This window comes from Tenacibaculum sp. 47A_GOM-205m, assembly GCF_000518405.1.
Lineage (GTDB): Bacteria > Bacteroidota > Bacteroidia > Flavobacteriales > Flavobacteriaceae > Polaribacter > Polaribacter lutimaris.
On sequence record NZ_JADN01000004.1, the window covers coordinates 455,834 to 478,275 of the forward strand.

Genomic DNA, 22,442 nt, shown 5'->3' on the forward strand with positions numbered 1-22,442 from the left:
TATAAACTTCCAATTTTAAAATTAATTTATGTTTCAGTTAGGAAAAACCATCGTTTCAGAAGACCTTATAGAAAAAGAGTTTGTGTGCAATTTATCTGCCTGTAAAGGCGCTTGTTGTATTGATGGTGATGCAGGTGCTCCTTTAGAAAAAGAGGAAACCAAAATATTAGAAGAAATTTATCCTAAAATTAAACCTTTTTTACGCAAAGAAGGTATTGAGGCTATTGAAAAACAAGGGACTTGGATAACTAGCGATTTTGGAGAATTAGAAACTCCTTTAATCAATGATGCCGATTGCGCTTATGTTATTTTTGATGATAAAGGAACTGCTTTGTGTGCTATTGAAGAAGCATACAATCAAGGAATTGTAGATTGGAAAAAACCTGTTTCATGTCACTTATACCCGGTTCGTGTAAAAGACTATAGTGAGTTTGCTGCTGTTAATTACCATAAATGGGAAATTTGTGATGATGCTTGCTCTTTAGGAAAAGAATTACAAGTACCTGTGTACAAATTTGTAAAACAAGCCTTAATTAGAAAGTTTGGGCAAAATTGGTACGATGAACTTGAAAAAGTTGCTGAAAAACACTTGAAAAAATAAGTTAAACATAAAAAAACGACGCTAAATAGCGTCGTTTTTTTATGTTTATACTCTTTTCTATATTAATTCACAGTAAAACTCCAAACTTGTCCAATAGATTTTGCTCCAGTATTATCAATTGTATTTACTTTCCAATAGTATGTCTTTCCTGATTCTACAGTTACTTCAACACTAGTGGTGCTTATACCTTCTTCTTTTAACGTTATTGGAGTTACATCTTCACCAAAATAAACATCATAAGTTAAGGTGTCTCCTGTATTAGAGTCGGCTCCTTTCCATTCTAAAGTAACAATTAATCCATCCACTTTAATCTCATCGGCTGGTTTAACTAATTCTGCAGTAAAAGGCGCTATATTACTTTCTCCTTCTGCTTTGGTGTAAAAAGCAAATACTGATGAAGGCTCACCTTGTTTACCTTTATTATCTACTGCAATAACTCTCCAATAATATGCTACTCCTTTTTCTAGAGTAATTGTAGACTGAGAAGTACTTATTGTTTGTGCTTTAACAATGTTCGTTAACTCTCTATTTTTTGAGATCTCTACTTTATAGCTAATATTATCTCCATTGGGATCAGTAGCATCACTCCAATCAAATGAAATGTTATTATCTATACATAATAAGTTCTGTGTAGGATATAATAAGTTTACAGTTGTAGGCATCTCATTAACAAGCTCTTTACTCCCTCCACCACAAGCCACACATAAAGGAAGTGAAAATAGGGCGATCATTTTTATTGCTTTTCTCATCGTTTTAAAACTTTAAATGTGTTAGTATTTTCATTTCCTACTTTAAGTATATAGGTTCCTGAATTGAATCCGTTAAAAGGAATTGATAATTCGTTACCTTGTTTCTCAAAACTTCCTTCTAACACTATTTTACCTTTTATATCGTATATTTTTACTTCAAAATTTGATGCTGCATTATCAGGTAATAGTAAATCAATAGTTTCTGAAACAGGATTATTTTTTAGGAAAACATTATCAATAATTTCAGTTAGTTTTCCTTCACATGCTCTAGCTGTTTTAACTTCCAAAACTCCTCCTTTTTTTGTGTTCACATCAAATGTTGCTATATTAAACGTGTCTAATATTTTTCCGTTTAAATATACCGTATATGGTGCTGTACCAGAAGTTATACTAATTGTATAGTTTTGAGATTCTACATTTTTAGCTAATCTAAATGCTACTGGGTTAGATGCTGTAATGTTAACTTCATAACACTGAACATAATCATCTCTATCATTAACTTTTACACATACTTCATATGTTTCTGGAGCTAAATCAGCAAAAGTAATTGAAGAAGTCGTTAATTGTTTGGTTACATCTGTTGAAGCTCCTTTAACAGTTACTGTATAACTTACATAGGTTTGTTTTACATCTACTACTATTTTCCCATCATTTTGATCAACACAAGTTTCTGAGATTGTTTTAACAGAAATATTATCTGTATTCTTATAACTTGTATCACATACATCACCAATACCATTATCGTTAGTATCTGCTTGATCTGCATTTTTTGTGGTTAAACAGTTATCTACATCATCCATTACACCATCGTCATCGGTATCTTGACATGCATCTCCTATTCCATTATTATCTGCATCTGCTTGATCTGGATTCGCTGTATTAGGACAATTATCATTAATATCTAAAACACTATCTCCATCAGTATCTTGACATACATCTCCTATTCCATTATTATCAACATCAGCTTGATCTGGATTTGCTGTATTAGGGCAGTTATCAACTCCGTTTAGAATCCCATCTCCGTCCGCATCGCCATTAGGATCTATTGTGAATTTTCCAGAGAAAATTCCTCTACCATATGTTGCTGCAAAAACAGTATTATCATCTCTTAAGTCTAAATCCAATACAGGTACATTACTCATCCCGTTATAAGACTGAGACCAACTAGGTGATGCATCATTAAAGTTTTTCGTTTTCCAAACACCTAAATCAGTTCCTATAATTACTTCATTTGTACTTAACGGGTTTTGTAATATTGCTTTTACAGGAATATCTGGCAAATCTCCTTCTTTACTTACCCAGTTAGCTCCCCCATCGTCAGAATACCAAATGTTTTTTACTCCATAATTATGCATCGTAACAAAAATTTGATTTTCTGTTTCTCCAAACTCAATATCAGATACTGAACCAACAAAATTTGATCCTGTGATATCTGACCACGTTCCTACTCCAACATTTGCATTTTCTACTTTAAGTAGTTTTCCGTTTTTTAACCCAACAAATAATTTACTTGAAGCTGTTGTGTGTGGTGAAACTTTTAATGTAGATGGGTCAGAGTTCATCAATACATTAGATAACAATGATTTTTCTACAAAACCGTCTGCTAATATATTTGAATATCTTCTAATTGCTGAGCCAGAAGACGAAGAAGAATAGTTTGAATATAAAATATTAAGGTTAGAATCTAATTCTTCTTGATTAATAAAATCTCCGTTAGCAGAATCCTCATCATTAATAGTAACCCATTTATTAGTTCCATAGTTATATAGTGAAATCGATTGATTGTAAACATAATTTGCTATAAAATATTTATCATTTCCATCTGTGTCAAAAAAACTAGCAGCCCCATCACCTCCTGATGCTCTTATTGAGCTATTAATTCCTTCTGAAGCTGCTTCTACCAACTGAGTACCATTATCCTGTGCTCCAGCTAAGAAATACTCTTTTCCTCCAAAAGCTGATATTGGAGCAGCTCCAACTGTATAAAACTGAAGTGTATTATAATTATTATTTCTGGCATATATAGAAGTTCCTGAGTTATCAGAAAAATAAACTCCTCCATCGTTACCAAAAACCATTTTACTGGAAGATGCAAATGCTAGACCATGATGATCTGCATGAACTACTGAAACATTTAATGATGATAAAAGATTATTGTTTGACCATTTTGAAATTTGTTGCCAATTATCTCCTCCATTAGTAGATTTAAATAAATCTATTCCTCCAACATAAAGAGTGTTTTCATCATTTGGATCTACCTTTATTAATAAATCATAAAAAGCTTGTCCTCTTGTAAAATCATTAGCTTCTATATCAGTATCCGTATCATTTGGTAATGCTGTTTCATTAACTGTAATAAAGCTATTTGTAGTTTTTAAAATCTTTACTGGAGCTTCAGAATCATTAACTTCTGCTAATACATATACTGTTCCTGCATTAAAAGGTGATAATGCTATTTCCGTTCTAAGTCCATTTTCAATAGAATAAACTAAACTAAAATTCTCTCCATCAGTCGACTTTAAAATCGCTCCTCCTCCATCTCCAAAAGTAAAGCTTCTTGTAGTACTTAAATAGATTGAGTTATCAGAGGCAATTTCTAAATTATTTGGTTCATAAGGATTTCTTTCTGATGTTTTTGGAAGGTTTACTTTGGTAAAATCCGTACCGTTGATTGATTTGTAAACACCAATACTGTCTCCTCCTAATGAAATTCCTCCTGTATATCCAGCTTCTCCTGCTGCTATGTATACTTCAGAAACTCCAGAGTTATTTCTTATTACGATATCATTTATGTGCTGTATGCCTGGAACTATAGTCGAATTTGTCGCATCCTCTTTTAATTTTGTTAACGTTCCATTTACAGAACCTGTAGATAACCTAGTTATTATAGCATTCCCTATTTCTTGGTTTATCATTACTACTGGAATAGTTACTGCTTCCGCCCCGTCTCCAGCAGCCATGTTAAAAGGAGCTGTGTTTTCATTATTTACTATAATTACAGCAACTGCTCCTGCATCTTGAGCATTTTTGGCTTTTACTGAGAAATTACAAGTTCCTCTTCTAATAACTGCTATTTTTCCATTTAATTCAGCTGCATTTGTAATAGCATCGCAACCATCTTCTGTTGGAACTGTACCATCTATTACTAAAACTAAATCTTTTGTAATAGGTGTTGTAATATCACCTCCAAAAGCAGTTGTTAATACTGAGATATAATCTCCTCCTATTTCGGCAGGTGAATTAACCGTTAATTTAGAATTTGTATCTAGAAAGGTTTCTCCTGTAACCCCTCCTAGAACTTTTGACCAAGAGTTTCCTCCATCTATAGATTTCCATAGACCATCTCCATTCACATCTCCATTTACATACGACTCTCCGGTTCCTACATAAAAGGTTTTTGAGTCATTTGGGTCTACAGCTATGCATGATACTGCTAAGTTTTCTGGTATTCCCACACGAACCCATTTAGAAGTTAGGTTTGATATGTTTGTGTTTTTCCACAAACCTCCACTAACTCCTCCTGCAAAAACAGTTTCTTTCGTAGCATCATTTGGATCAAATAAAAGTGCTCGCGTTCTTCCTCCAACATTATCTGGTCCTCTTTCTACCCAAGCATTATCGGCATCACCAGGTACTTTTCGTCCAATTCTTCGTTTGTTTAATTCCTCTTGAAGTCTGTAAATATTTTCTTTATGTGTTCTTCCTGTACTAGGGTTAATTTCACTCAAATATTTCTGTTCAAAATAAGCATTAGGAGGTAGCCCTTGTGCTTTTCTTTTCTTCTTAGGTAGGTTTCTCGTTTTTTGAAAAGGATGTTCTTGTAAGGTTTTTGCGTGCTGCTTTCTTAGTTTCTCAGTCTCTGTTTCACTATTAACTGAAACTTTAAAAATAACACTACATATAGCTATAATTAAAAAGCTAAAAAAAAGTATTTTTTTATTCATAATAAAGTAGTTGATGAATACTATAACAGATAATTTCTATTTTACCCTAATTATTTTAGCAATAATACACCAAACACCTTTTTTTTAAACAAAAAACCTACCATTTAACACTTTCTAACTAATATTTCCCATTAATTTTCTATGCAATCGAATAGCATATCCATCAGATAATCCTGCAATATAACTACACACTTGCATAATTCTGTCATATAAATTTTCTCTCCCTTTTTGGTATTCTTCTGGAAGTAAATTCAATACTAATTTATCGTAGTTTGACTGTTTGTTCTCAAACTTATTATTAAGTGCGGTTACGAAAACATCTAGCAAATCAGCAATGATTTTATAACCAGCTACCTCTTTTTCAACTACTTCTTTACTTCGGTAAATTTTATCGACACTTATTTTGATAATATCGTTAATCTGTGCTTCGTATTTACATTTGTCTAACAAACCTTTATCAAAAGTTCCGTTTAAAATATCCTCTTCATTTTCTAAAAAGATAGTAACTGCTTCATTTATTAACACACCAATTGCTAAAGCACGTAAATAACTTACACGATCTTTTTGGTGCTGTAATGAATGGTATTTCTTACTATCAATTGTATCTTTTACCAACTTAATCATGTATTCTAAAGCATAATCTTCTTCAATTAAGCCAAGGTTGATTCCATCTTCAAAATCGATAATTGTATAACAAATATCATCAGCTGCTTCTACCAAATAGGCTAATGGATGTCGGTAATAAGAAATTCCTTCAGATTCTTTTTTTAATAAACCCAAATCTTCAGCTATTTCTAAAAAAGCAGCTTTTTCAGACTGAAAGAAGCCGTATTTTTTATCGACAATATGTTTGGTTGGTTTCTTTGGAAGACTCTCTTTAGGATATTTTAAAAAAGCTCCTAAGGTTGCATACGACAAGCGTAAACCTCCTTCAATACCTTCTCTGCTTTCTGTTAGGATTTTAAATCCGTTGGCATTTCCTTCAAAATCAATTAAATCTTGATATTCTAAATCAGTAAGCTCTTCTTTGTATTGAAGGCCTTTTCCTGTTTTAAAATACTCTCCAATGGCTTTTTCTCCTGAGTGACCAAACGGTGGATTTCCAATATCATGCATTACGGATGCTGCCGCTACAATAGCTCCAAAATCGTTAAAAGTGTACCCTAGCTCTTTTAAATTTGGATGACGCTCTAATAGCTCCTTACCCACTCTACGCCCTAACGTACGTCCAACAACCGACACCTCTAAACTATGCGTTAAACGCGTATGAACGAAATCGGTTTTTGATAATGGAATTACCTGTGTTTTGTCTTGTAAACTTCGAAAAGCCGATGAAAATATAATTCTATCAAAATCTACTTCAAAACCTAAACGAGTTTCGTCTTGTTTAGCGCGTTCACGTTTTTGAGTATCACCAAAACGTTTTAAAGAAAGGAGTTGTTCCCAGTTCATCATCCGTAAATAAAATTTTGTCGAAAATACTAAAAAAGAGAAGCCTCTCGACTTCTCTTTATCACTTTTAATTTAATTCTAGCTTAAGATCCGCACATTAAACAATCGTCTGGACCTGCATTTTTAGAAGCTTCTACCATCGCTTTGAATTCATCCGTACTCATTGGCTTGTCTTCTTCTTTCTTTTCTACATTTAACGTAAACTGCTTCGCGTTTACTGCAGATTTTGTACGTAAATAGTACATTCCTGTTTTTAATCCAGATTTCCATGCGTAGAAGTGCATAGAAGTTAACTTCGCAAAGTCAGGATCTTGCATAAATAAGTTTAACGATTGTGATTGATCGATAAAATATCCTCTATGGCGTGCCATATCAATGATATCTTTCATACTCATTTCCCAAACCGTTTTGTATAAATCTTTTAAGTTTTGTGGAATAGCATCAATATGCTGGATAGATCCGTTTGCACGCATGATATCTTCTTTCATATTGTTATCCCATAAATCTAACTCTACTAAATCTTCTAATAAATGTTTGTTTACTACGATAAACTCACCAGATAATACTCTACGAGTATAAATGTTAGAAGTATATGGTTCGAATGCTTCGTTGTTTCCTAAAATTTGAGAAGTAGATGCTGTAGGCATAGGTGCTACTAATAACGAGTTACGAACTCCATGCTTCTTCACTTCTTTACGTAACTTCGCCCAATCCCAACGACCGCTTAATTCATCATCATTAATTCCCCACATATTGTGTTGGAATTCTCCTTGTGACATTGGCGAACCTTCAAATGTTGAATACGCTCCTTTTGCTTTTGCAACTTCCATAGACGAAGTAACCGCAGCAAAATATAAGGTTTCAAAAATTTCTTGGTTTAATTTCTTAGCTTCTTCTGAAGTAAATGGTAAACGTAACATGATAAAAGCATCTGCTAACCCTTGAATTCCTAATCCAACCGGACGGTGACGGAAATTAGAGTTTTCAGCTTCTTTTACTGGATAATAGTTACGATCGATAACTGTATCTAAATTACGCGTAACTTTTTTAGTTACTTCAAATAATTTTTGGTGATCGAAGAATTTATTTCCATTTTCATCTTCTGCCACAAACATTGGAATTGCAATCGATGCTAAGTTACATACTGCTACCTCATCTTCTGCAGTATATTCCATAATCTCTGTACATAAATTTGAAGAACGGATAGTTCCTAAATTCTTTTGATTCGACTTACGGTTTGCCGCATCTTTATATAACATGTACGGAGTACCTGTTTCAATTTGTGATTCTAAGATTTTCTCCCATAAATCACGCGCTTTAATAGTTTTTCTTCCTTTTCCAGCAGCTTCATAACTTGTATATAAACGCTCAAACTCTTCACCATAAGTGTCATATAAATGTGGACACTCGTGCGGACACATTAACGTCCATTCAGCATCTTCTTGTACACGTTTCATGAATAAATCTGAAATCCACATAGCGTAGAATAAATCACGTGCACGCATTTCTTCTTTACCATGGTTTTTCTTTAAGTCTAAGAAATCGTAAATATCAGCATGCCAAGGCTCTAAATACATAGCGAATGATCCTTTACGTTTTCCTCCTCCTTGGTCTACATAACGAGCTGTATCGTTAAACACACGTAACATAGGTACAATTCCATTCGATGTTCCGTTAGTACCAGCAATGTATGATCCTGTTGCACGAATATTATGAATAGATAACCCGATACCTCCAGCTGATTGTGAAATTTTAGCTGTTTGTTTTAATGTATCGTAGATTCCATCAATACTATCATCTTGCATTTGTAATAAGAAACAAGAAGACATTTGTGGTTTAGGCGTACCTGAGTTAAATAAGGTTGGTGTTGCGTGGGTAAAGTATTTTTTACTCATCAATTCGTATGTAGCAATTGCTTCATCAATATCTTCTTTGTGAATACCAATAGCAACACGCATTAACATTTGTTGTGGACGCTCAACAATGCTTCCATTTAACTTTAATAAATAAGAGCGTTCTAATGTTTTAAAACCAAAATAATCGTAGTTAAAATCACGGCTATAAATAATTGTTGAATCTAATTTATCAGCATTATCCATGATTATTTTATATACATCATCAGCTAATAATGGAGCTTTATTTCCTGTACGTGGATTGATGTATTCATACAAATCAGTCATTGTTTCAGAAAATGACTTCTTAGTATTTTTATGTAAGTTAGATACGGCAATTCTTGCTGCTAGTTTTGCATAATCTGGATGCGCAGTTGTCATTGTCGCAGCTACTTCAGCTGCTAAATTATCTAATTCAGAAGTAGTTACCCCGTCATACAATCCCTCAATAACACGCATTGCTACTTTAACCGGATCAACGATATTGTTTAATCCGTAACACATTTTTCTAACCCTTGCTGTGATTTTATCGAACATCACAGGCTCTTTTCTGCCGTCTCTTTTTACTACATACATATTGATATTAGTTTTAGTTGGTTAATAGCGTCGCAAAACACACTTGTTTAGCAACTTCTAAAGTGTAATTTTTGTTTTGTTTCTTATTGAAACGATATATAAGCTAAAGCACGTTTATAGTGCTTTAGCTGAGTAATACTGCATGTAGGGGAATTGCAGCTTATTGGTTCCTAAAAATCTGCATCAAAGCTGATGCTTCCAGTACCTCCCGATTTTACTCCGGCTTTTTGGTACTCTGATACTCTTTTTTCGAAGAAATTGGTTTTTCCTTCTAATGAAATCATTTCCATGAAATCAAACGGATTGGTTGCTTCGTATTCTTTTTCACAACCAAATTCAAGTAATAATCTATCAGTTACGTACTCTAAATATTGAGTCATTAAAGTTGCATTCATACCAATTAAACTCACTGGAAGTGACTCAGTAATAAACTCTCTTTCAATATCTAAAGCAGAAATAATAATTTCTTTAATTCTTTCTTTTGGTACTTTGTTTACTAAGTGGTTGTTGTGTAAGTGTACCGCAAAATCACAGTGCATACCCTCATCACGAGAAATTAACTCGTTAGAGAAGGTTAACCCAGGTAATAACCCACGTTTCTTTAACCAGAAAATTGAACAGAATGATCCTGAGAAGAAAATTCCTTCAACTGCAGCAAAAGCAATTAAACGTTCTGCAAAAGAATCAGATTCAATCCATTTTAATGCCCAGTCAGCTTTCTTTTTAATGGCAGGAAAAACATCAATTGCTTTAAACAACCTGTCTTTCTCCTCTTCATCCTTAATATACGTATCAATTAACAATGAATAGGTTTCAGAGTGAATGTTTTCCATCATGATTTGAAAACCATAAAAGAATTTTGCTTCTGAATACTGAACTTCGTTTACAAAGTTTTCTGCTAAGTTTTCATTTACAATTCCGTCAGATGCTGCAAAAAATGCTAAAACGTGTTTAATAAAATAACGCTCATCATCTGTTAACTTGGTATTCCAGTCATTTAAGTCTGAATGTAAATCAATTTCTTCTGCAGTCCAAAAACAAGCTTGTTGCTTTTTATACCATTCCCATAAATCGTTATGTTGGATTGGAAAAATTACAAATCTGTCTTTATTTTCTTGTAAAATTGGTTCAATAGATGCCATGCTTTCTTTAGCTCTTTTAGTGTGTTATTTTTTTATCGCCTGAGGGAGAAACAAAGATTGAAAAAATTGCTAAAAATTGAAAGCTATACTTATTCACAAATCCCTTGAAGTTTTTAACAAAATGAATATTTTACCTAATTTTAAGAAAACTATCTCCTTTTATAAAAAACTTAAATACAAACACTTAAAAAACAAAAAACCGCTTAAACAGTGATACTCACTGAGTTTCTTATTTAGTGCTTACACATAAAAAAAGTGATGCAAATTGCATCACTTTTTAACTCCTTATTTTAGTCTAAAAAAGACCTTATTTTTCAACCTTTAAAACATCTGAAATAATTTGTTCTATTTGTTTTTTTGGTAACGCTCCATGAGCCATTTGTGGATCTTCGCCTACTGGACAAAATAACATCGATGGAATACTTCTAATACCAAAAGCAGCTGATAATTCTTGTTCAGCTTCTGTATCTATTTTATAAATATTGATTTTTCCTTCATACTCTGCGCTCAGCTCTTCTAAAACAGGTGCTAAAGCTTTACAAGGTCCACACCAATCGGCATAAAAATCTATAATTGCAGGAATTTCTCCTTCAAATTTCCACTCTTTATTCTCTTCATAGTTAAAAACCTTCTTAAAGAAAGTTTCTTTATTTAAATTCTCTGTCATGTTTATCTGTCGTATTATAATTATGTAAAGGTAGTCGTTTTTATTTCAATAGCTTTCAGTAGTATTTTTGTTAAATTCATCTTAAAATGAATTGTTATGATTGTTTTTCTTCTAAATTTGATCCAATTAACCAATTTTTAAATCATGAAAAAAATCCTTCTTCCCATTATTTGTGCAGGAGCAATTTTAGTTTCTTGTAAAGAAGAAAAACAATCTAAAAATAATATTAGTGTGAATTATCCTGAAACTGCTAAAAAGCCTGTGGTAGATGAATACTTTGGCACCAAAGTAACTGATAACTACCGTTGGTTAGAAGATGATAGAAGTGCTGAAACAGAGGCTTGGGTTAAGGCTGAAAATGAAGTTACCTTCGATTATCTAAGTAAAATTCCATATCGCGAGCAATTAAAAGAGCGTTTATCAGAATTATGGAACTACGAAAAGGTGGGAACACCATTTAAAGAAGGAGATTATACTTATTTCTATAAAAATGACGGATTACAAAACCAATACGTTATTTATAGAAAAGATAAAGAAGGAAAAGAAGAAGTTTTCTTAGACCCTAACACTTTTGCTGAAGATGGAACTACTTCATTAGGATCAATCAGTTTTACTAAAGATGGAAAAACAGTAGCATATGCTATTTCTGAAGGAGGAAGTGATTGGAGAAAAGTAATTGTAATGGATGCTGAAACTAAAGAAATTAAAGGAGATACTTTAGTTGATGTAAAATTCTCTGGAATTGCTTGGAAAGGAAACGAAGGTTTCTACTATTCTAGCTACGATAAACCAAAAGGAAGTGAGTTATCAGCAAAAACTGATCAACACAAATTATACTACCATAAATTAGGAACTCCTCAAAGTTCTGATGAAGTTATTTTTGGAGCTACTCCAGAACAAAAGCACCGTTATGTAGGTGGTTACTTAACTGAAGACAATAAATACTTATTAATTTCTGCTTCAACTTCAACTTCAGGAAACAAGTTATTCATTAAAGATTTAACTGATCCAAATAGTAAGTTAACACCAATCATTGACAATTTTGATAGCGATACAGGTGTAATTGACAGTAGAGGAAGTAAATTATACTTAGTTACTAATTTAAACGCACCTAACAAAAAGATTGTTACTGTAGATGCTGCAAACCCAACACCTGAAAACTGGGTAGATTTCATTCCTGAAACAGAAAATGTATTATCTCCTTCAACTGGAGGTGGGTATTTCTTTGCTAAATATATGGTAGATGCTGTTTCTAAAGTAGTACAATACGATTTTGACGGAAAATTAATCCGTGAGGTTGAATTACCTGGAGTAGGAACTGCTGGTGGTTTCGGTGGAAAAACTGAGGCTAAAGAGTTATATTTCTCTTTCACAAACTACAACACTCCTAGCTCTTCTTACAAATTCAATCCAGAAGACGGAACATATGAATTATACTGGAAACCTGCTATTTCATTCAATGCAGATGACTATGAAAGTAAGCAAGTATTCTATACATCAAAAGACGGAACAAAAGTTCCTATGATTATTACCTATAAAAAAGGATTAGAGTTAAATGGTAAAAACCCAACTATTTTATATGGTTACGGTGGATTCAATGTTTCTTTAACTCCTAGTTTTAGTATTGCTAATGCTGTTTGGATGGAACAAGGTGGTGTATACGCTGTACCAAACTTACGTGGTGGTGGAGAGTACGGTAAAAAATGGCACGATGCAGGTACGCAGTTAAAAAAGCAAAACGTATTTGACGATTTTATTGCTGCTGCTGAATACCTAATTAAAGAAAACTATACTTCTTCTGATTATTTAGCAATTAGAGGTGGTTCAAACGGAGGATTATTAGTAGGAGCTACGATGACACAACGTCCTGATTTAATGAAAGTAGCGTTACCTGCTGTTGGAGTATTAGATATGTTACGTTACCACACCTTTACAGCTGGGGCTGGTTGGGCTTACGACTACGGAACTGCTGAGCAAAGTGAAGAAATGTTCAACTACTTAAAAGGATATTCACCAGTACACAATGTAAAAGAAGGTGTTCAATATCCTGCAACAATGGTAACTACTGGTGACCATGACGATCGTGTAGTTCCTGCACACAGTTTTAAATTTGCTGCTGAATTACAAGATAAGCAACAAGGTAACAACCCTGTGTTAATCAGAATTGAAACGAATGCTGGTCACGGAGCAGGAACTCCTGTAGCTAAAACTATTGAGCAATATGCTGATATTTTCGGGTTCACTTTATTTAATATGGGATTTGAATCGTTACCAAATACTCAAAAATCAAAAATAAAGAGTTAAAAACTGTAACACTTTTATAAAAACACACTCTTATTAGAGTAAATTTACTACCTCGGGGCAAAAACCTCGAGGTAGTTTGTTAAATATAAGATTCATTCAAAAATCACAAAAAATGAAAACCATTCACAAAATGTTGTTTACAACTGCAGTTGCTTCTTTAGGAGTTATTGCTTGTAAAACAGACAAAAAGCCTGAAGAAAAAGTGCAGGCAATTGTTTTAGAAAACATGGATACTTCGGTACAACCAACAGACGATTTCTTTAGATATGTAAACGGTTCTTGGGTTGATAAAACAGAAATTCCAGCTGATGAGACTTCTTGGGGAGGATTCAACCAATTAAGAAAAACTACGACTAAAGATGTTCTAGCCATCTTAAACAAAGCAATTGAAGAAGGAAACTTCGAAAAAATAAAAGATGCTGAAGGAAACGAAATAGATTCTGATCAAGAAAAAGCTGTAAACTACTACGAAACCATTATGGATACCGTAGCTAGAAACAAAGCTGGAAAAGCACCAGTACAACCTTTTCTTCAAAAAATTGAAGAAATTAAAGACTTAAACGACGTACAAACATATATTACCAACATGGCTCCTTACGGTGGCGCTGGTTTCTATGGTTTTGGGGTATTCAATGACCTTAAAAACAGTAGTATGAATGCTGGTTATATGGGTGCTGGTGGACTTGGTTTATCAAGAGACTACTATGTAGATGAAAAAGTAAAGGACAAGCTTGAAAAATACCAAGTCTTTGTAGCGAATATGTTACAAGAATTTGGTGATGACGAAGCAACAGCTAAGAAAAATGCAGCAACTATTGTTGCTTTTGAAAAAAGTTTAGCTGAACCAATGATGACTAAAGAAGAGCGTAGAGATACTCGTAAAATGTACAATCCTATGACTATTGCTGAATTATCTGAATTAGCTCCAGTAATTGATTGGGAAGCGCATTTAAAAGGAATTGGTGTTAACCTTGAAGGTTTAGATGGTGCTAAAGGTCTTGAAAAAGTTATCGTTACCGATCCTAAATACTTCAAAGCTATGAACGAAGTATTAAAAAATGCTCCTATTGAAGATGTTAAATTAGTATTACGTTGGAATGCAATTAACAACTCTTTAGGTTTATTATCTACCGATTTAGAAAAAGCTAATTGGGAGTTTTACAGCAAAGAAATGCGTGGAGCTAAACAACAAAAACCAAGAAATGAGCGTGCTTTAGCGAACTTAAATGGTGCAATTGGTGAAGCTTTAGGTAAGTTATATGTTGATGAAAAGTTCCCACCAGAGGCAAAGCAAAAAGCTAAGGAAATGATTGATAACGTAATGTTAGGTTTTGAAAAACGTATTGCGCAATTACCTTGGATGAGTGCTGAAACTAAAGAAAAAGCTTTAGAAAAATTAAGCAAATTAACTGTTAAAATTGCCTACCCTGATAAGTGGAAAGATTACGCTACTTTACAAGTAAAAGGATTAGAACAAGGAGGTACATACTTTGATAATGCCGTTAACGTTCGTAAATGGAACTTTGAAAAAGATATGGCTAAATTAGGTAAAGAAGTAGATAGAACTGAGTGGGGAATGTCTCCTCAAACAGTAAATGCTTACTTTAACCCAGTAAACAACGAAATCGTTTTCCCTGCAGCAATTTTACAACCTCCTTTCTACAACTATAAAGCTGATGAAGCTGTAAATTATGGAGGAATTGGAGCTGTTATTGGTCACGAAATTTCACATAGTTTTGATGATTCTGGTGCTCGTTTTGACGGTGATGGAAACTTAAAAAACTGGTGGACTGAAGAAGATTCAGAAAAATTTAAAGAAGCTGGTTCTAAATTAATCAAACAATTTAGTGATATTGTTGCTATAGACAGCATGAACTTAAACGGTGAATTTACATTAGGTGAAAACATTGGTGATTTAGGTGGTGTACAAGCTGCTTATGAAGGATTACAAATTTTCTTAGAAAAGAATGGTCGTCCTGAAAACATTGATGGTTATACTCCTGAGCAACGTTTCTTCCTTTCTTGGGCAACAATTTGGAGAACTAAAGTACGTGATGAGGCTTTAAAAAACCAAATCATGACCGATCCGCATGCTCCTGGAAAGTACAGAGCGTATATGCCTCTTAAAAATGTTGATGCTTTCTACGAAGCATTTGACGTTAAAGAAGGAGATAATATGTACTTAAAACCAGAAGATCGCGTTAGAATTTGGTAAATTCAACAAAAAAATAAGTACCTTTAAACCAGTGTGTAAACACTGGTTTTTTATTTTCAATAAATAGATAATTGGGTATTGCGTATTTCAAAAAATAGTAAGTAATTCGCCCTCCTTAACTTTTTATCTGAATGAAACTAATAGGAAGAGCTGAAAAAATATCCTTTTTAAATTGGGAAATTGAAGATTTGCCTGCTAAAATAGATACAGGCGCCTATACTTCTGCGATACATTGTAAGCATATTAAAGAAAAAGATGGTGTATTAGAATTTATATTATTGTGTCCGAAAACAGAAAAATACAATAATAAATTACTACAAACTAACAAGTATCAAGTTAAAAGTATAAGAAGCTCAAACGGTAAAAAACAAAAAAGATATGTAGTATCAACATCTGTTGTTTTTTTCGATAAAAAATATAAAATAAAACTATCTTTATCTGATAGAGGTAAAATGACCTATCCAGTTTTAATTGGTAGAAAATTTTTAAATAAAAAATTTATCGTTGATGTTTCACAAAAAAACATCGCATCAAAAGAAAAATAAAATGAAACCTGCGTAATTTAAATAATTATAAAATATTTACTTGATTATTTAAATTAACAAAGGTTATATTATGACTATTAAAAAAACAGTAAAAACAAACACATGAAAATTGTTGTTCTTTCTAGAAACTCAAAATTATATTCAACAAAACGTTTAGTAGAAGCAGGAGAAAAAAGAGGTCATGAAATGTTGGTATTAGATCATACAAAATGTGATTTAATTATTGAAAAAAGAAAACCAGCTATTGTATACAATCATGAGCTAATAACTGATGTAGATGCTATTATACCTCGTATCGGAGCTTCAGTTACTTTTTATGGTACTGCTGTAGTACGCCAATTTGAAATGATGAAAGTTTTTTCGGTTGTAGAATCACAAGCCTTAGTGAGATCTAGAGATAAATTAAGCAGTTTACAAGTGCTATCTAGAGCTAATTTAGGCTTGCCAAAAACTGTTTTTACTAATTATTCTAAAGATACTTCTGAAATTATTAAAAAAGTAGGAGGAGCTCCTTTAATCATCAAATTACTAGAAGGAACACAAGGTTTAGGAGTTGTATTAGCTGAAACAAAAAAAGCTGCTGAATCGGTTTTAGAAGCGTTTAACGGCCTTCAAGCACGTGTAATCGTTCAAGAGTACATTAAAGAAGCAAAAGGAGCAGATATTCGTGCTTTTGTGGTTGATGGCGTGGTTGTAGGAGCTATGAAGCGTCAGGGTAAAGAAGGTGAATTTAGATCAAACTTACACAGAGGAGGTACTGCTGAAATCATAGAATTAACTGATGAAGAAGAAAATGCTGCTTTAAAAGCTGCTAAAGCAATGCGCTTAGGTGTTGCTGGGGTAGATATGTTACAGTCAGATAGAGGTCCGTTAATTTTAGAAGTAAACTCTTCTCCTGGTTTAGAAGGCATTGAAAAAGCCACAGGAAAAGACATTGCCAAAAGTATTATTCGCTTTGTAGAAAGAAGCGCTTAAAAATATAAACCGATACGAAAGTGTCGGTTTTTTCTTTCCTACTAATCTGTTACTTTTGCATTTATGCTACAAGTAAACAATATTTCATTTACCTATCCTTCAAAAGAAAAAACCTTAGAAAACATACAATTCTCCCTTCAAAAAGGAGAACACTTATGTGTTATGGGTGAAAGTGGTTGCGGAAAATCGACTCTTTTAAAAATTGTATATGGTTTGTTGGATGTTGATAAAGGAGATTTATTTTGGAATAATACTCAAATTTTAGGTCCAGAACATCACTTAGTTCCTGGGATGGAATTTTTTAAGTACGTAGCACAAGATTTTGATTTAATGCCATTTACTTCGGTAAGTGAAAACATAAAAAAGTTTCTTTCTCGATTTTATCCTAAAGAAGCAGAAGAAAGAACTCAAGAGCTTTTAGAAGTAATTGAAATGACAGAGCTTGCCAACGAAAAAGTAAAGAATTTAAGTGGTGGTCAACAGCAAAGAGTAGCTATTGCTAGAGCATTAGCTAAAGAACCTGAGTTGTTATTGTTAGATGAACCTTTTAGTCAAATAGATAATTTTAAGAAAAACTCGTTACGTAGACGATTATTCGCTTACCTAAAAAAGAAAAATATAGCTTGTATTGTTGCTACTCACGATGGAAATGATGCTTTATCTTTTGCTGATAATATGATGGTAATCAGAAATCATCAAGTTCTTGCATACGATAGTCCTTCAAACTTATATCAAAATCCGAAGGAAAAATATGTGGCCTCTCTTTTTGACGATGTAAATGAAGTTTCAATTAATAATCAAACACTATTATTATATCCTAATCAACTACAAATTGTTGATGAACCTTCTAATTTAAAAGGAACTGTAGTAAAATCTTATTTTAAAGGAGGATACTGGTTGATAGAAGTAGCTTACAATAACCAATCGATTTTTATAAATCATCAAGAAAATATAGAGGAAAAAACAACAGCCTTTTTTAAATTAAAAAAGGCTGTTTAAACCAATAATAACTATCTCATAATTATTACTCAACTATCTTTAAATAAATTTGTTTCTTAAAAAAAATACACTCTTACCGTATTAAACACCTAAAGATAAAAGTGTATTGTAGTTTTCTCTTTCTATTCTTGGTTATAACAACCTTTCCTGTATTTAAAACAATTAGGTTTTAATTTACCCTACTTTTTTTAGAAAATTTTTTTAATCGTGTTTTTCGCTCCATTAAAATCGAAGCTTTCCCCTATTTTTTTTCCTAAAATTAGCTTTCCAATAGGTGAAGAAGGTGAGATAGCGAAGTATTTTTTATTATCAACAGTTAGTATACCTACACTTATACTGATAAAATAATTTGTAGTAGAAGTTTCCACCACGCTGCCCAAACAAGCTAATTCTGAAGTGGTATCAATTTTCAATTTTGCTAAGACTTCTTTCATTTGAGCAATTACACTGAGTTGTTGGCTGGCTTTTTCCATTTCTAATTGAAGCATTGCTCGTCCTGTTTCATGTTTATCTCCTGCAGAACTTTTTGTTTCAGATTGCAATGCTTTTTGATGAGAAGTTATTGTTTCTTCCACCGTTTGTAAACGCTTATTTACATACAACTCACATTGTTTATATAACTCTTCTTTTATGTTCATTCTATTTATCTCTGTTGAAATAGTATTAATCTAAAAGTTCCGCAAGCTCCTTCCCTACCAAACTGCCAATGGCTACCCCCATTCCGCCTAAACGAACTCCACAAAAAACATTATTAGAAAGTTGCTTTACAATTGCTTTCTTCTGATTTCCAACACCCATAATTCCGCTCCAACGATGTTCTATTTCAACTTCTGTATTTGGTAAAATGGTGGTTTTTAAAATTTCTTCTAATTTGTTTTGAATAAGTGCAGTTTGCCCAAAATCGGTAGTTTCTTCGCCTTTAAAATCAAGGTTTCTACCACCTCCAAACAAAACTCTATCATTAATATTTCTAAAGTAATAATAGCCTTTATCTAAGTGAAAAGTTCCTTTGATGTGTAAGTTTTTAATTGGTTTTGTAATTAATACCTGCGCTCTAGCAGGTTGTACATTTTCATTCAACAACTGATTGGCAAATCCGTTAGTTGCAACAAATAATTTTTTAGTGTTAAATGTATTTTGATTGGTTTGCACCTCAACTTGTTCGTTGTTTTCAGCAAAACTTTCAACCTGAATATTATTGACGATTTTAATTCCTGAAGACACTACTTTTTCCAACAACTTAGCCGCCATTTTTCCTGTATCTAGCTGTCCTTCAAACTGATTGGTAATGTATTGTTGATGTATTTTTTGAAAACCAAACTTATTTTCATCAATTGTAAAAACATCTGAAGAAAACAAGAATTTCAAAAGTTGATTTATTGAATCTTTTTGCTCTAAACACAACTCGTACAACTCAGTTGTTAAGAATAATTCATATCCTTTATTTTGCTGAAAATCGATGTTTTTATCACCTAAGGTTGTTCGTAATAACTGTAATCCTTCCCAACGCTTTTTAACCAAGTTAACAACTTCTTCTTCGGTATGTGTATTTAAATCGTCAATGAGTTCTGACAAACTTCCAAAACAAGCAAAGCCTGCATTTTTTGTACTTGCTCCTTGAGGTAGCATTCCTTTCTCTAGAATTAGAATTTTTGCTTTTGGATGCATTTTTCGCAACTGCAACGCACAATTTAATCCTACAATTCCACTACCAACTACAGTAAAATCTATAGCTGTAAACCACTCTTTTAACTCCCAATAACTGAAATTCAACATCATATAAAACTGATTATATTTGTGACTTGGCACACTCCTTGAATGTCTAAATTTAAACATTAAAAAACAACTCTATGAAATGAGCCATCGCAATTCTTATTTACTAATAGAACTGTTTAATGGCGAATTACATCTGACCATTAAAAACAATAAAAAATTTAAACAGATGAAACTAATAGGAATCTTAATTTTAGCTTTTAGTATAACACAATGCGCAAGTGTAAAAATGGATAACAATCATCCTTTTAAAATTGAATCGGCAACTTACAATCACGTAACTGGAGGTGTAAAAGGAAGCTACAACTCTACTAATTTAATTATCAATTTTACGGCTAAAGAGGCTGTTGATTTTCAAAAGGTATATTTTCAAAATAAAATAACCAATGCCGTGATAGAACAAAATGGAGACAAACAGTATATAGCTGCACGCTATAAAACTTCATCCAATGATCGAAAAGATATTATTCTGCATGCAGATCCAAGAGAAGAATTTGGTAATACACCAAATAATCCTGTAGAAAAATTTCCGTTTGAATTAAAAGAAAACGAAGCTATGATTTCGTACGCAATTGGTGAGAAAATACACTATGTAAAAGTGGAGAACATTGTAAAAAAAGACAAGGTTTTTATGCAGTAAGCTCACTTATTTTAGAGATTTAAAATATGAAATATATAATTATCTTATCTTTTTTTATTTTCAGTTGTACCACTAAAAGTAGTTTAAAACTTGAAAAACAAAATATTGACACTTTAAAGTATTCTTATAAAGGGTTTAATAATGGTAAAAAACTGTCTCTATTAAGCAATGGAAAGTTTATTAATGAAGAATATTTGTTTGGTTGTACTGGTGGAGGAGAAAGAAAAAAGGTTTTCGGAACTTATAAAATAGATAGTTCTGACACATACTTAACACTAAATCCTACCTTAGTTGAACTTACTGAATATCCTATAGAAAGAGAAATGAAACCAATTATAAAAACAATAAAACATAATATAGATTTGCTTAAAATTAAAACTAATTATCAGATACTTAAGTGGGAAAAAAACAGATATCTTTTATCTGGTTTTTTCTATATTGGCTGGAGCTTGGAAGAAGATAATGATTATATCCGTTTTGCTAACTACCTAAACTCAGGTAGTGAACCAGAATCTAGTGGAATGTATTTAGTTAATAAAGTTGAAGACTCTATAACGTCAAATTTTGATTTAAATCAAATACCTAAAAAATGGGAGAATTTTTTCTTGAGAAAGCCTATTTCTGCAAAAATTAAATCAATAGAAAAAATAATATATTCAAAAGAAGAAGAAGATGTTTCTTGGTTACTTGAATTAAATAAAGGTGAAAATGATTTAGTTAATAATCGTTTAACTTTAAAAACAAAAGACGGAAGCCTTTTTATTGAAATTGATTCCGTTTTAAAAAATAAAAGTTTCGGAAGAACCTATATTCCTAATTTTTCTCCAAAAAAGTATCCTGTCGGAACTGAATTAAGAACGAAGTGGGAATAACAAAATATAAACTTATTTAAAATTAACAAAAGCACCTTTTTTGAGGTGTTTTTTATTTTTGGCACGTAATTTGAAAACTCATAAGCATAACCATAAAACGAAAGCTTATGAAACGTATAAAATTACTTTTATTACTACTTGTTGGTAGCGTAACACTTACATCATGTGTTGTAAGAAATGAAATTGTACATGATGGTTTTGGAGATGATGGTTTTTCTTTACGCCAATATATTTCAAGTTATGATTTATGGTATGTAGATTATCACAAAACGACTGGTACAGGTGATGTTCCGTTTTTGTCAAGAGCGTTTACCATTTCATTTTTAAATGGAACCATGTATGCAAACAATAATATTGTTGATATTGGTCGTACAGGAAACGGTTTAGGAATTGCAGTAGGAAGCTACGGAGCTTACGGAACTGTATTAGAAACACGACACGATATTGACGGTTACTTTGAGTTTGAGGTAGTACAACTTTCTGACAATAGAATTCGAATTGATGATTTGTCACAAAACGTAAGCTATTATTTAGTAGGGTATCAAGTAAATACTTTTGATTATGATATGTTATTCTATAATAATATTGAATACTTTTTACAAGAGTATGTAGCTTGGGAAAAGATTAATAAATATGGAGGAGTTGACAACCCTTTTGATTATGAAAATTACTTACAGTTTACTCCAGAAAATGACGTGACATTCTATTCATCACACGATCCTTTTGGCACAAATATTGATTATATAAGTTGGGACTTTGTAGGAAGTTATATAGTCCGTAATGTTCAAGGCGAACAGAACCTTAAATATTTAACACTTAATTATGATAACGGAGATACTGAAGAATTTGACTTAACCGTTATTAATGATGGTGAGATAGAATTGTATCATGTAAATTCTCAAAGAACCTATGTTTTTTCTGGTAGAGGATTTATACAGTACAAAAAAGGTGAAGATGCCACTAGTACTAAACCAGCTGTAAGGAATAGCGGTAGAAAACGTACTAAGATAGAAAGAGAAACAGTTCCGAAAAGGAAATAAAAATAAAGTTTGGTTAGTTGATTTTTGGTTGGTGTAGTAGCCAACTAAAAGGAACC

The 22,442-nt window shown here is 32.5% G+C and carries 17 protein-coding genes; 9 read left to right on the forward strand and 8 right to left on the reverse strand.

The annotated features are described in order from the left end of the window. Positions 1 to 28: 28 nt before the first annotated feature. Positions 29 to 601, forward strand: coding sequence for a DUF3109 family protein (locus N534_RS0105765; RefSeq protein WP_028891575.1), 573 nt, complete (start codon positions 29 to 31; stop codon positions 599 to 601). Positions 602 to 663: 62 nt separating this feature from the next. On the opposite strand, the gene N534_RS0105770 is transcribed toward N534_RS0105765, so the two are convergent. From N534_RS0105770 to trxA, 6 genes are all read right to left on the reverse strand, one after another. Further along, the gene (locus N534_RS0105770; RefSeq protein WP_028891576.1) at positions 664 to 1,350 is read right to left on the reverse strand and encodes a hypothetical protein; all 687 of its coding nucleotides are present in this window, start codon (positions 1,348 to 1,350) and stop codon (positions 664 to 666) included. Beyond that, a complete protein-coding gene (locus N534_RS15040) occupies positions 1,347 to 5,294 on the reverse strand; it encodes a thrombospondin type 3 repeat-containing protein (RefSeq protein WP_028891577.1) in 3,948 nt (1,315 codons plus the stop codon). The genes N534_RS0105770 and N534_RS15040 overlap by 4 nt, the downstream gene beginning before the upstream one ends. Before the next feature lie 114 nt (positions 5,295 to 5,408). Next, positions 5,409 to 6,746 (reverse strand): deoxyguanosinetriphosphate triphosphohydrolase, encoded by a 1,338-nt coding sequence (locus tag N534_RS0105780; RefSeq protein ID WP_028891578.1) that lies wholly within the window; start codon positions 6,744 to 6,746, stop codon positions 5,409 to 5,411. Positions 6,747 to 6,829: 83 nt separating this feature from the next. Continuing rightward, a complete protein-coding gene (locus N534_RS0105785; RefSeq protein WP_028891579.1) occupies positions 6,830 to 9,214 on the reverse strand; it encodes a ribonucleoside-diphosphate reductase subunit alpha in 2,385 nt (794 codons plus the stop codon). 170 nt (positions 9,215 to 9,384) lie between these two features. Continuing rightward, positions 9,385 to 10,356: a ribonucleotide-diphosphate reductase subunit beta gene (locus tag N534_RS0105790; protein WP_028891580.1), complete on the reverse strand. Its 972-nt coding sequence runs from the start codon at positions 10,354 to 10,356 to the stop codon at positions 9,385 to 9,387. Between the two features lie 307 nt (positions 10,357 to 10,663). Further along, positions 10,664 to 11,023, reverse strand: coding sequence for a thioredoxin (gene trxA, locus N534_RS0105795; protein WP_028891581.1), 360 nt, complete (start codon positions 11,021 to 11,023; stop codon positions 10,664 to 10,666). 144 nt (positions 11,024 to 11,167) lie between these two features. Here trxA and N534_RS0105800 point away from each other — a divergent pair, with 144 nt between their 5' ends. The 5 genes from N534_RS0105800 (at position 11,168) to N534_RS0105820 (ending at position 18,061) form a co-directional block, all read left to right on the forward strand. Then, the gene (locus N534_RS0105800) at positions 11,168 to 13,327 is read left to right on the forward strand and encodes a prolyl oligopeptidase family protein (protein WP_028891582.1); all 2,160 of its coding nucleotides are present in this window, start codon (positions 11,168 to 11,170) and stop codon (positions 13,325 to 13,327) included. 112 nt (positions 13,328 to 13,439) lie between these two features. Then, entirely contained in the window at positions 13,440 to 15,542 is a 2,103-nt protein-coding gene (locus N534_RS0105805; protein WP_028891583.1) for a M13 family metallopeptidase, read from the forward strand. Between the two features lie 131 nt (positions 15,543 to 15,673). Further along, positions 15,674 to 16,087, forward strand: coding sequence for a RimK/LysX family protein (locus N534_RS0105810; RefSeq protein ID WP_028891584.1), 414 nt, complete (start codon positions 15,674 to 15,676; stop codon positions 16,085 to 16,087). 102 nt (positions 16,088 to 16,189) lie between these two features. Continuing rightward, complete coding sequence (gene rimK, locus N534_RS0105815) at positions 16,190 to 17,062, forward strand: 30S ribosomal protein S6--L-glutamate ligase (protein ID WP_028891585.1); 873 nt, start codon at positions 16,190 to 16,192, stop codon at positions 17,060 to 17,062. Positions 17,063 to 17,125: 63 nt separating this feature from the next. Beyond that, entirely contained in the window at positions 17,126 to 18,061 is a 936-nt protein-coding gene (locus tag N534_RS0105820; protein ID WP_028891586.1) for an ABC transporter ATP-binding protein, read from the forward strand. A 188-nt stretch (positions 18,062 to 18,249) separates the two neighbouring features. On the opposite strand, the gene N534_RS0105825 is transcribed toward N534_RS0105820, so the two are convergent. Together N534_RS0105825 and N534_RS0105830 are read right to left on the reverse strand one after the other, a co-directional pair. Further along, complete coding sequence (locus N534_RS0105825) at positions 18,250 to 18,699, reverse strand: GreA/GreB family elongation factor (RefSeq protein WP_197017699.1); 450 nt, start codon at positions 18,697 to 18,699, stop codon at positions 18,250 to 18,252. A gap of 25 nt (positions 18,700 to 18,724) precedes the next feature. Next, positions 18,725 to 19,834, reverse strand: coding sequence for an FAD-binding oxidoreductase (locus tag N534_RS0105830; protein ID WP_028891588.1), 1,110 nt, complete (start codon positions 19,832 to 19,834; stop codon positions 18,725 to 18,727). Between the two features lie 169 nt (positions 19,835 to 20,003). On the opposite strand from N534_RS0105830, the gene N534_RS15045 reads away from it, so the two are divergent. The 3 genes from N534_RS15045 to N534_RS0105845 all read left to right on the forward strand — a co-directional run bounded on the left by N534_RS15045 (position 20,004) and on the right by N534_RS0105845 (position 22,386). Continuing rightward, positions 20,004 to 20,474: a hypothetical protein gene (locus N534_RS15045; protein WP_028891589.1), complete on the forward strand. Its 471-nt coding sequence runs from the start codon at positions 20,004 to 20,006 to the stop codon at positions 20,472 to 20,474. Between the two features lie 26 nt (positions 20,475 to 20,500). Then, positions 20,501 to 21,346 (forward strand): hypothetical protein, encoded by an 846-nt coding sequence (locus tag N534_RS0105840; protein WP_028891590.1) that lies wholly within the window; start codon positions 20,501 to 20,503, stop codon positions 21,344 to 21,346. Between the two features lie 107 nt (positions 21,347 to 21,453). Next, positions 21,454 to 22,386, forward strand: a complete 933-nt coding sequence (locus N534_RS0105845; protein WP_028891591.1) for a hypothetical protein — start codon at positions 21,454 to 21,456, stop codon at positions 22,384 to 22,386. Positions 22,387 to 22,442 lie beyond the last annotated feature (56 nt).

Coding starts and splice junctions, on each gene's coding strand:
- N534_RS0105785 (WP_028891579.1), bottom strand. CDS start 9,214: ATGTATGTAGTAAAAAGAGACGGCAGAAAAGAGCCTGTGATGTTCGAT.
- rimK (WP_028891585.1), top strand. CDS start 16,190: ATGAAAATTGTTGTTCTTTCTAGAAACTCAAAATTATATTCAACAAAA.
- N534_RS0105790 (WP_028891580.1), bottom strand. CDS start 10,356: ATGGCATCTATTGAACCAATTTTACAAGAAAATAAAGACAGATTTGTA.
- N534_RS0105810 (WP_028891584.1), top strand. CDS start 15,674: ATGAAACTAATAGGAAGAGCTGAAAAAATATCCTTTTTAAATTGGGAA.
- N534_RS0105840 (WP_028891590.1), top strand. CDS start 20,501: ATGAAATATATAATTATCTTATCTTTTTTTATTTTCAGTTGTACCACT.
- N534_RS0105765 (WP_028891575.1), top strand. CDS start 29: ATGTTTCAGTTAGGAAAAACCATCGTTTCAGAAGACCTTATAGAAAAA.
- N534_RS0105770 (WP_028891576.1), bottom strand. CDS start 1,350: ATGAGAAAAGCAATAAAAATGATCGCCCTATTTTCACTTCCTTTATGT.
- N534_RS15040 (WP_028891577.1), bottom strand. CDS start 5,294: ATGAATAAAAAAATACTTTTTTTTAGCTTTTTAATTATAGCTATATGT.
- N534_RS0105805 (WP_028891583.1), top strand. CDS start 13,440: ATGAAAACCATTCACAAAATGTTGTTTACAACTGCAGTTGCTTCTTTA.
- N534_RS0105825 (WP_197017699.1), bottom strand. CDS start 18,699: ATGAACATAAAAGAAGAGTTATATAAACAATGTGAGTTGTATGTAAAT.
- N534_RS15045 (WP_028891589.1), top strand. CDS start 20,004: ATGAAACTAATAGGAATCTTAATTTTAGCTTTTAGTATAACACAATGC.
- N534_RS0105780 (WP_028891578.1), bottom strand. CDS start 6,746: ATGAACTGGGAACAACTCCTTTCTTTAAAACGTTTTGGTGATACTCAA.
- N534_RS0105845 (WP_028891591.1), top strand. CDS start 21,454: ATGAAACGTATAAAATTACTTTTATTACTACTTGTTGGTAGCGTAACA.
- trxA (WP_028891581.1), bottom strand. CDS start 11,023: ATGACAGAGAATTTAAATAAAGAAACTTTCTTTAAGAAGGTTTTTAAC.
- N534_RS0105800 (WP_028891582.1), top strand. CDS start 11,168: ATGAAAAAAATCCTTCTTCCCATTATTTGTGCAGGAGCAATTTTAGTT.
- N534_RS0105820 (WP_028891586.1), top strand. CDS start 17,126: ATGCTACAAGTAAACAATATTTCATTTACCTATCCTTCAAAAGAAAAA.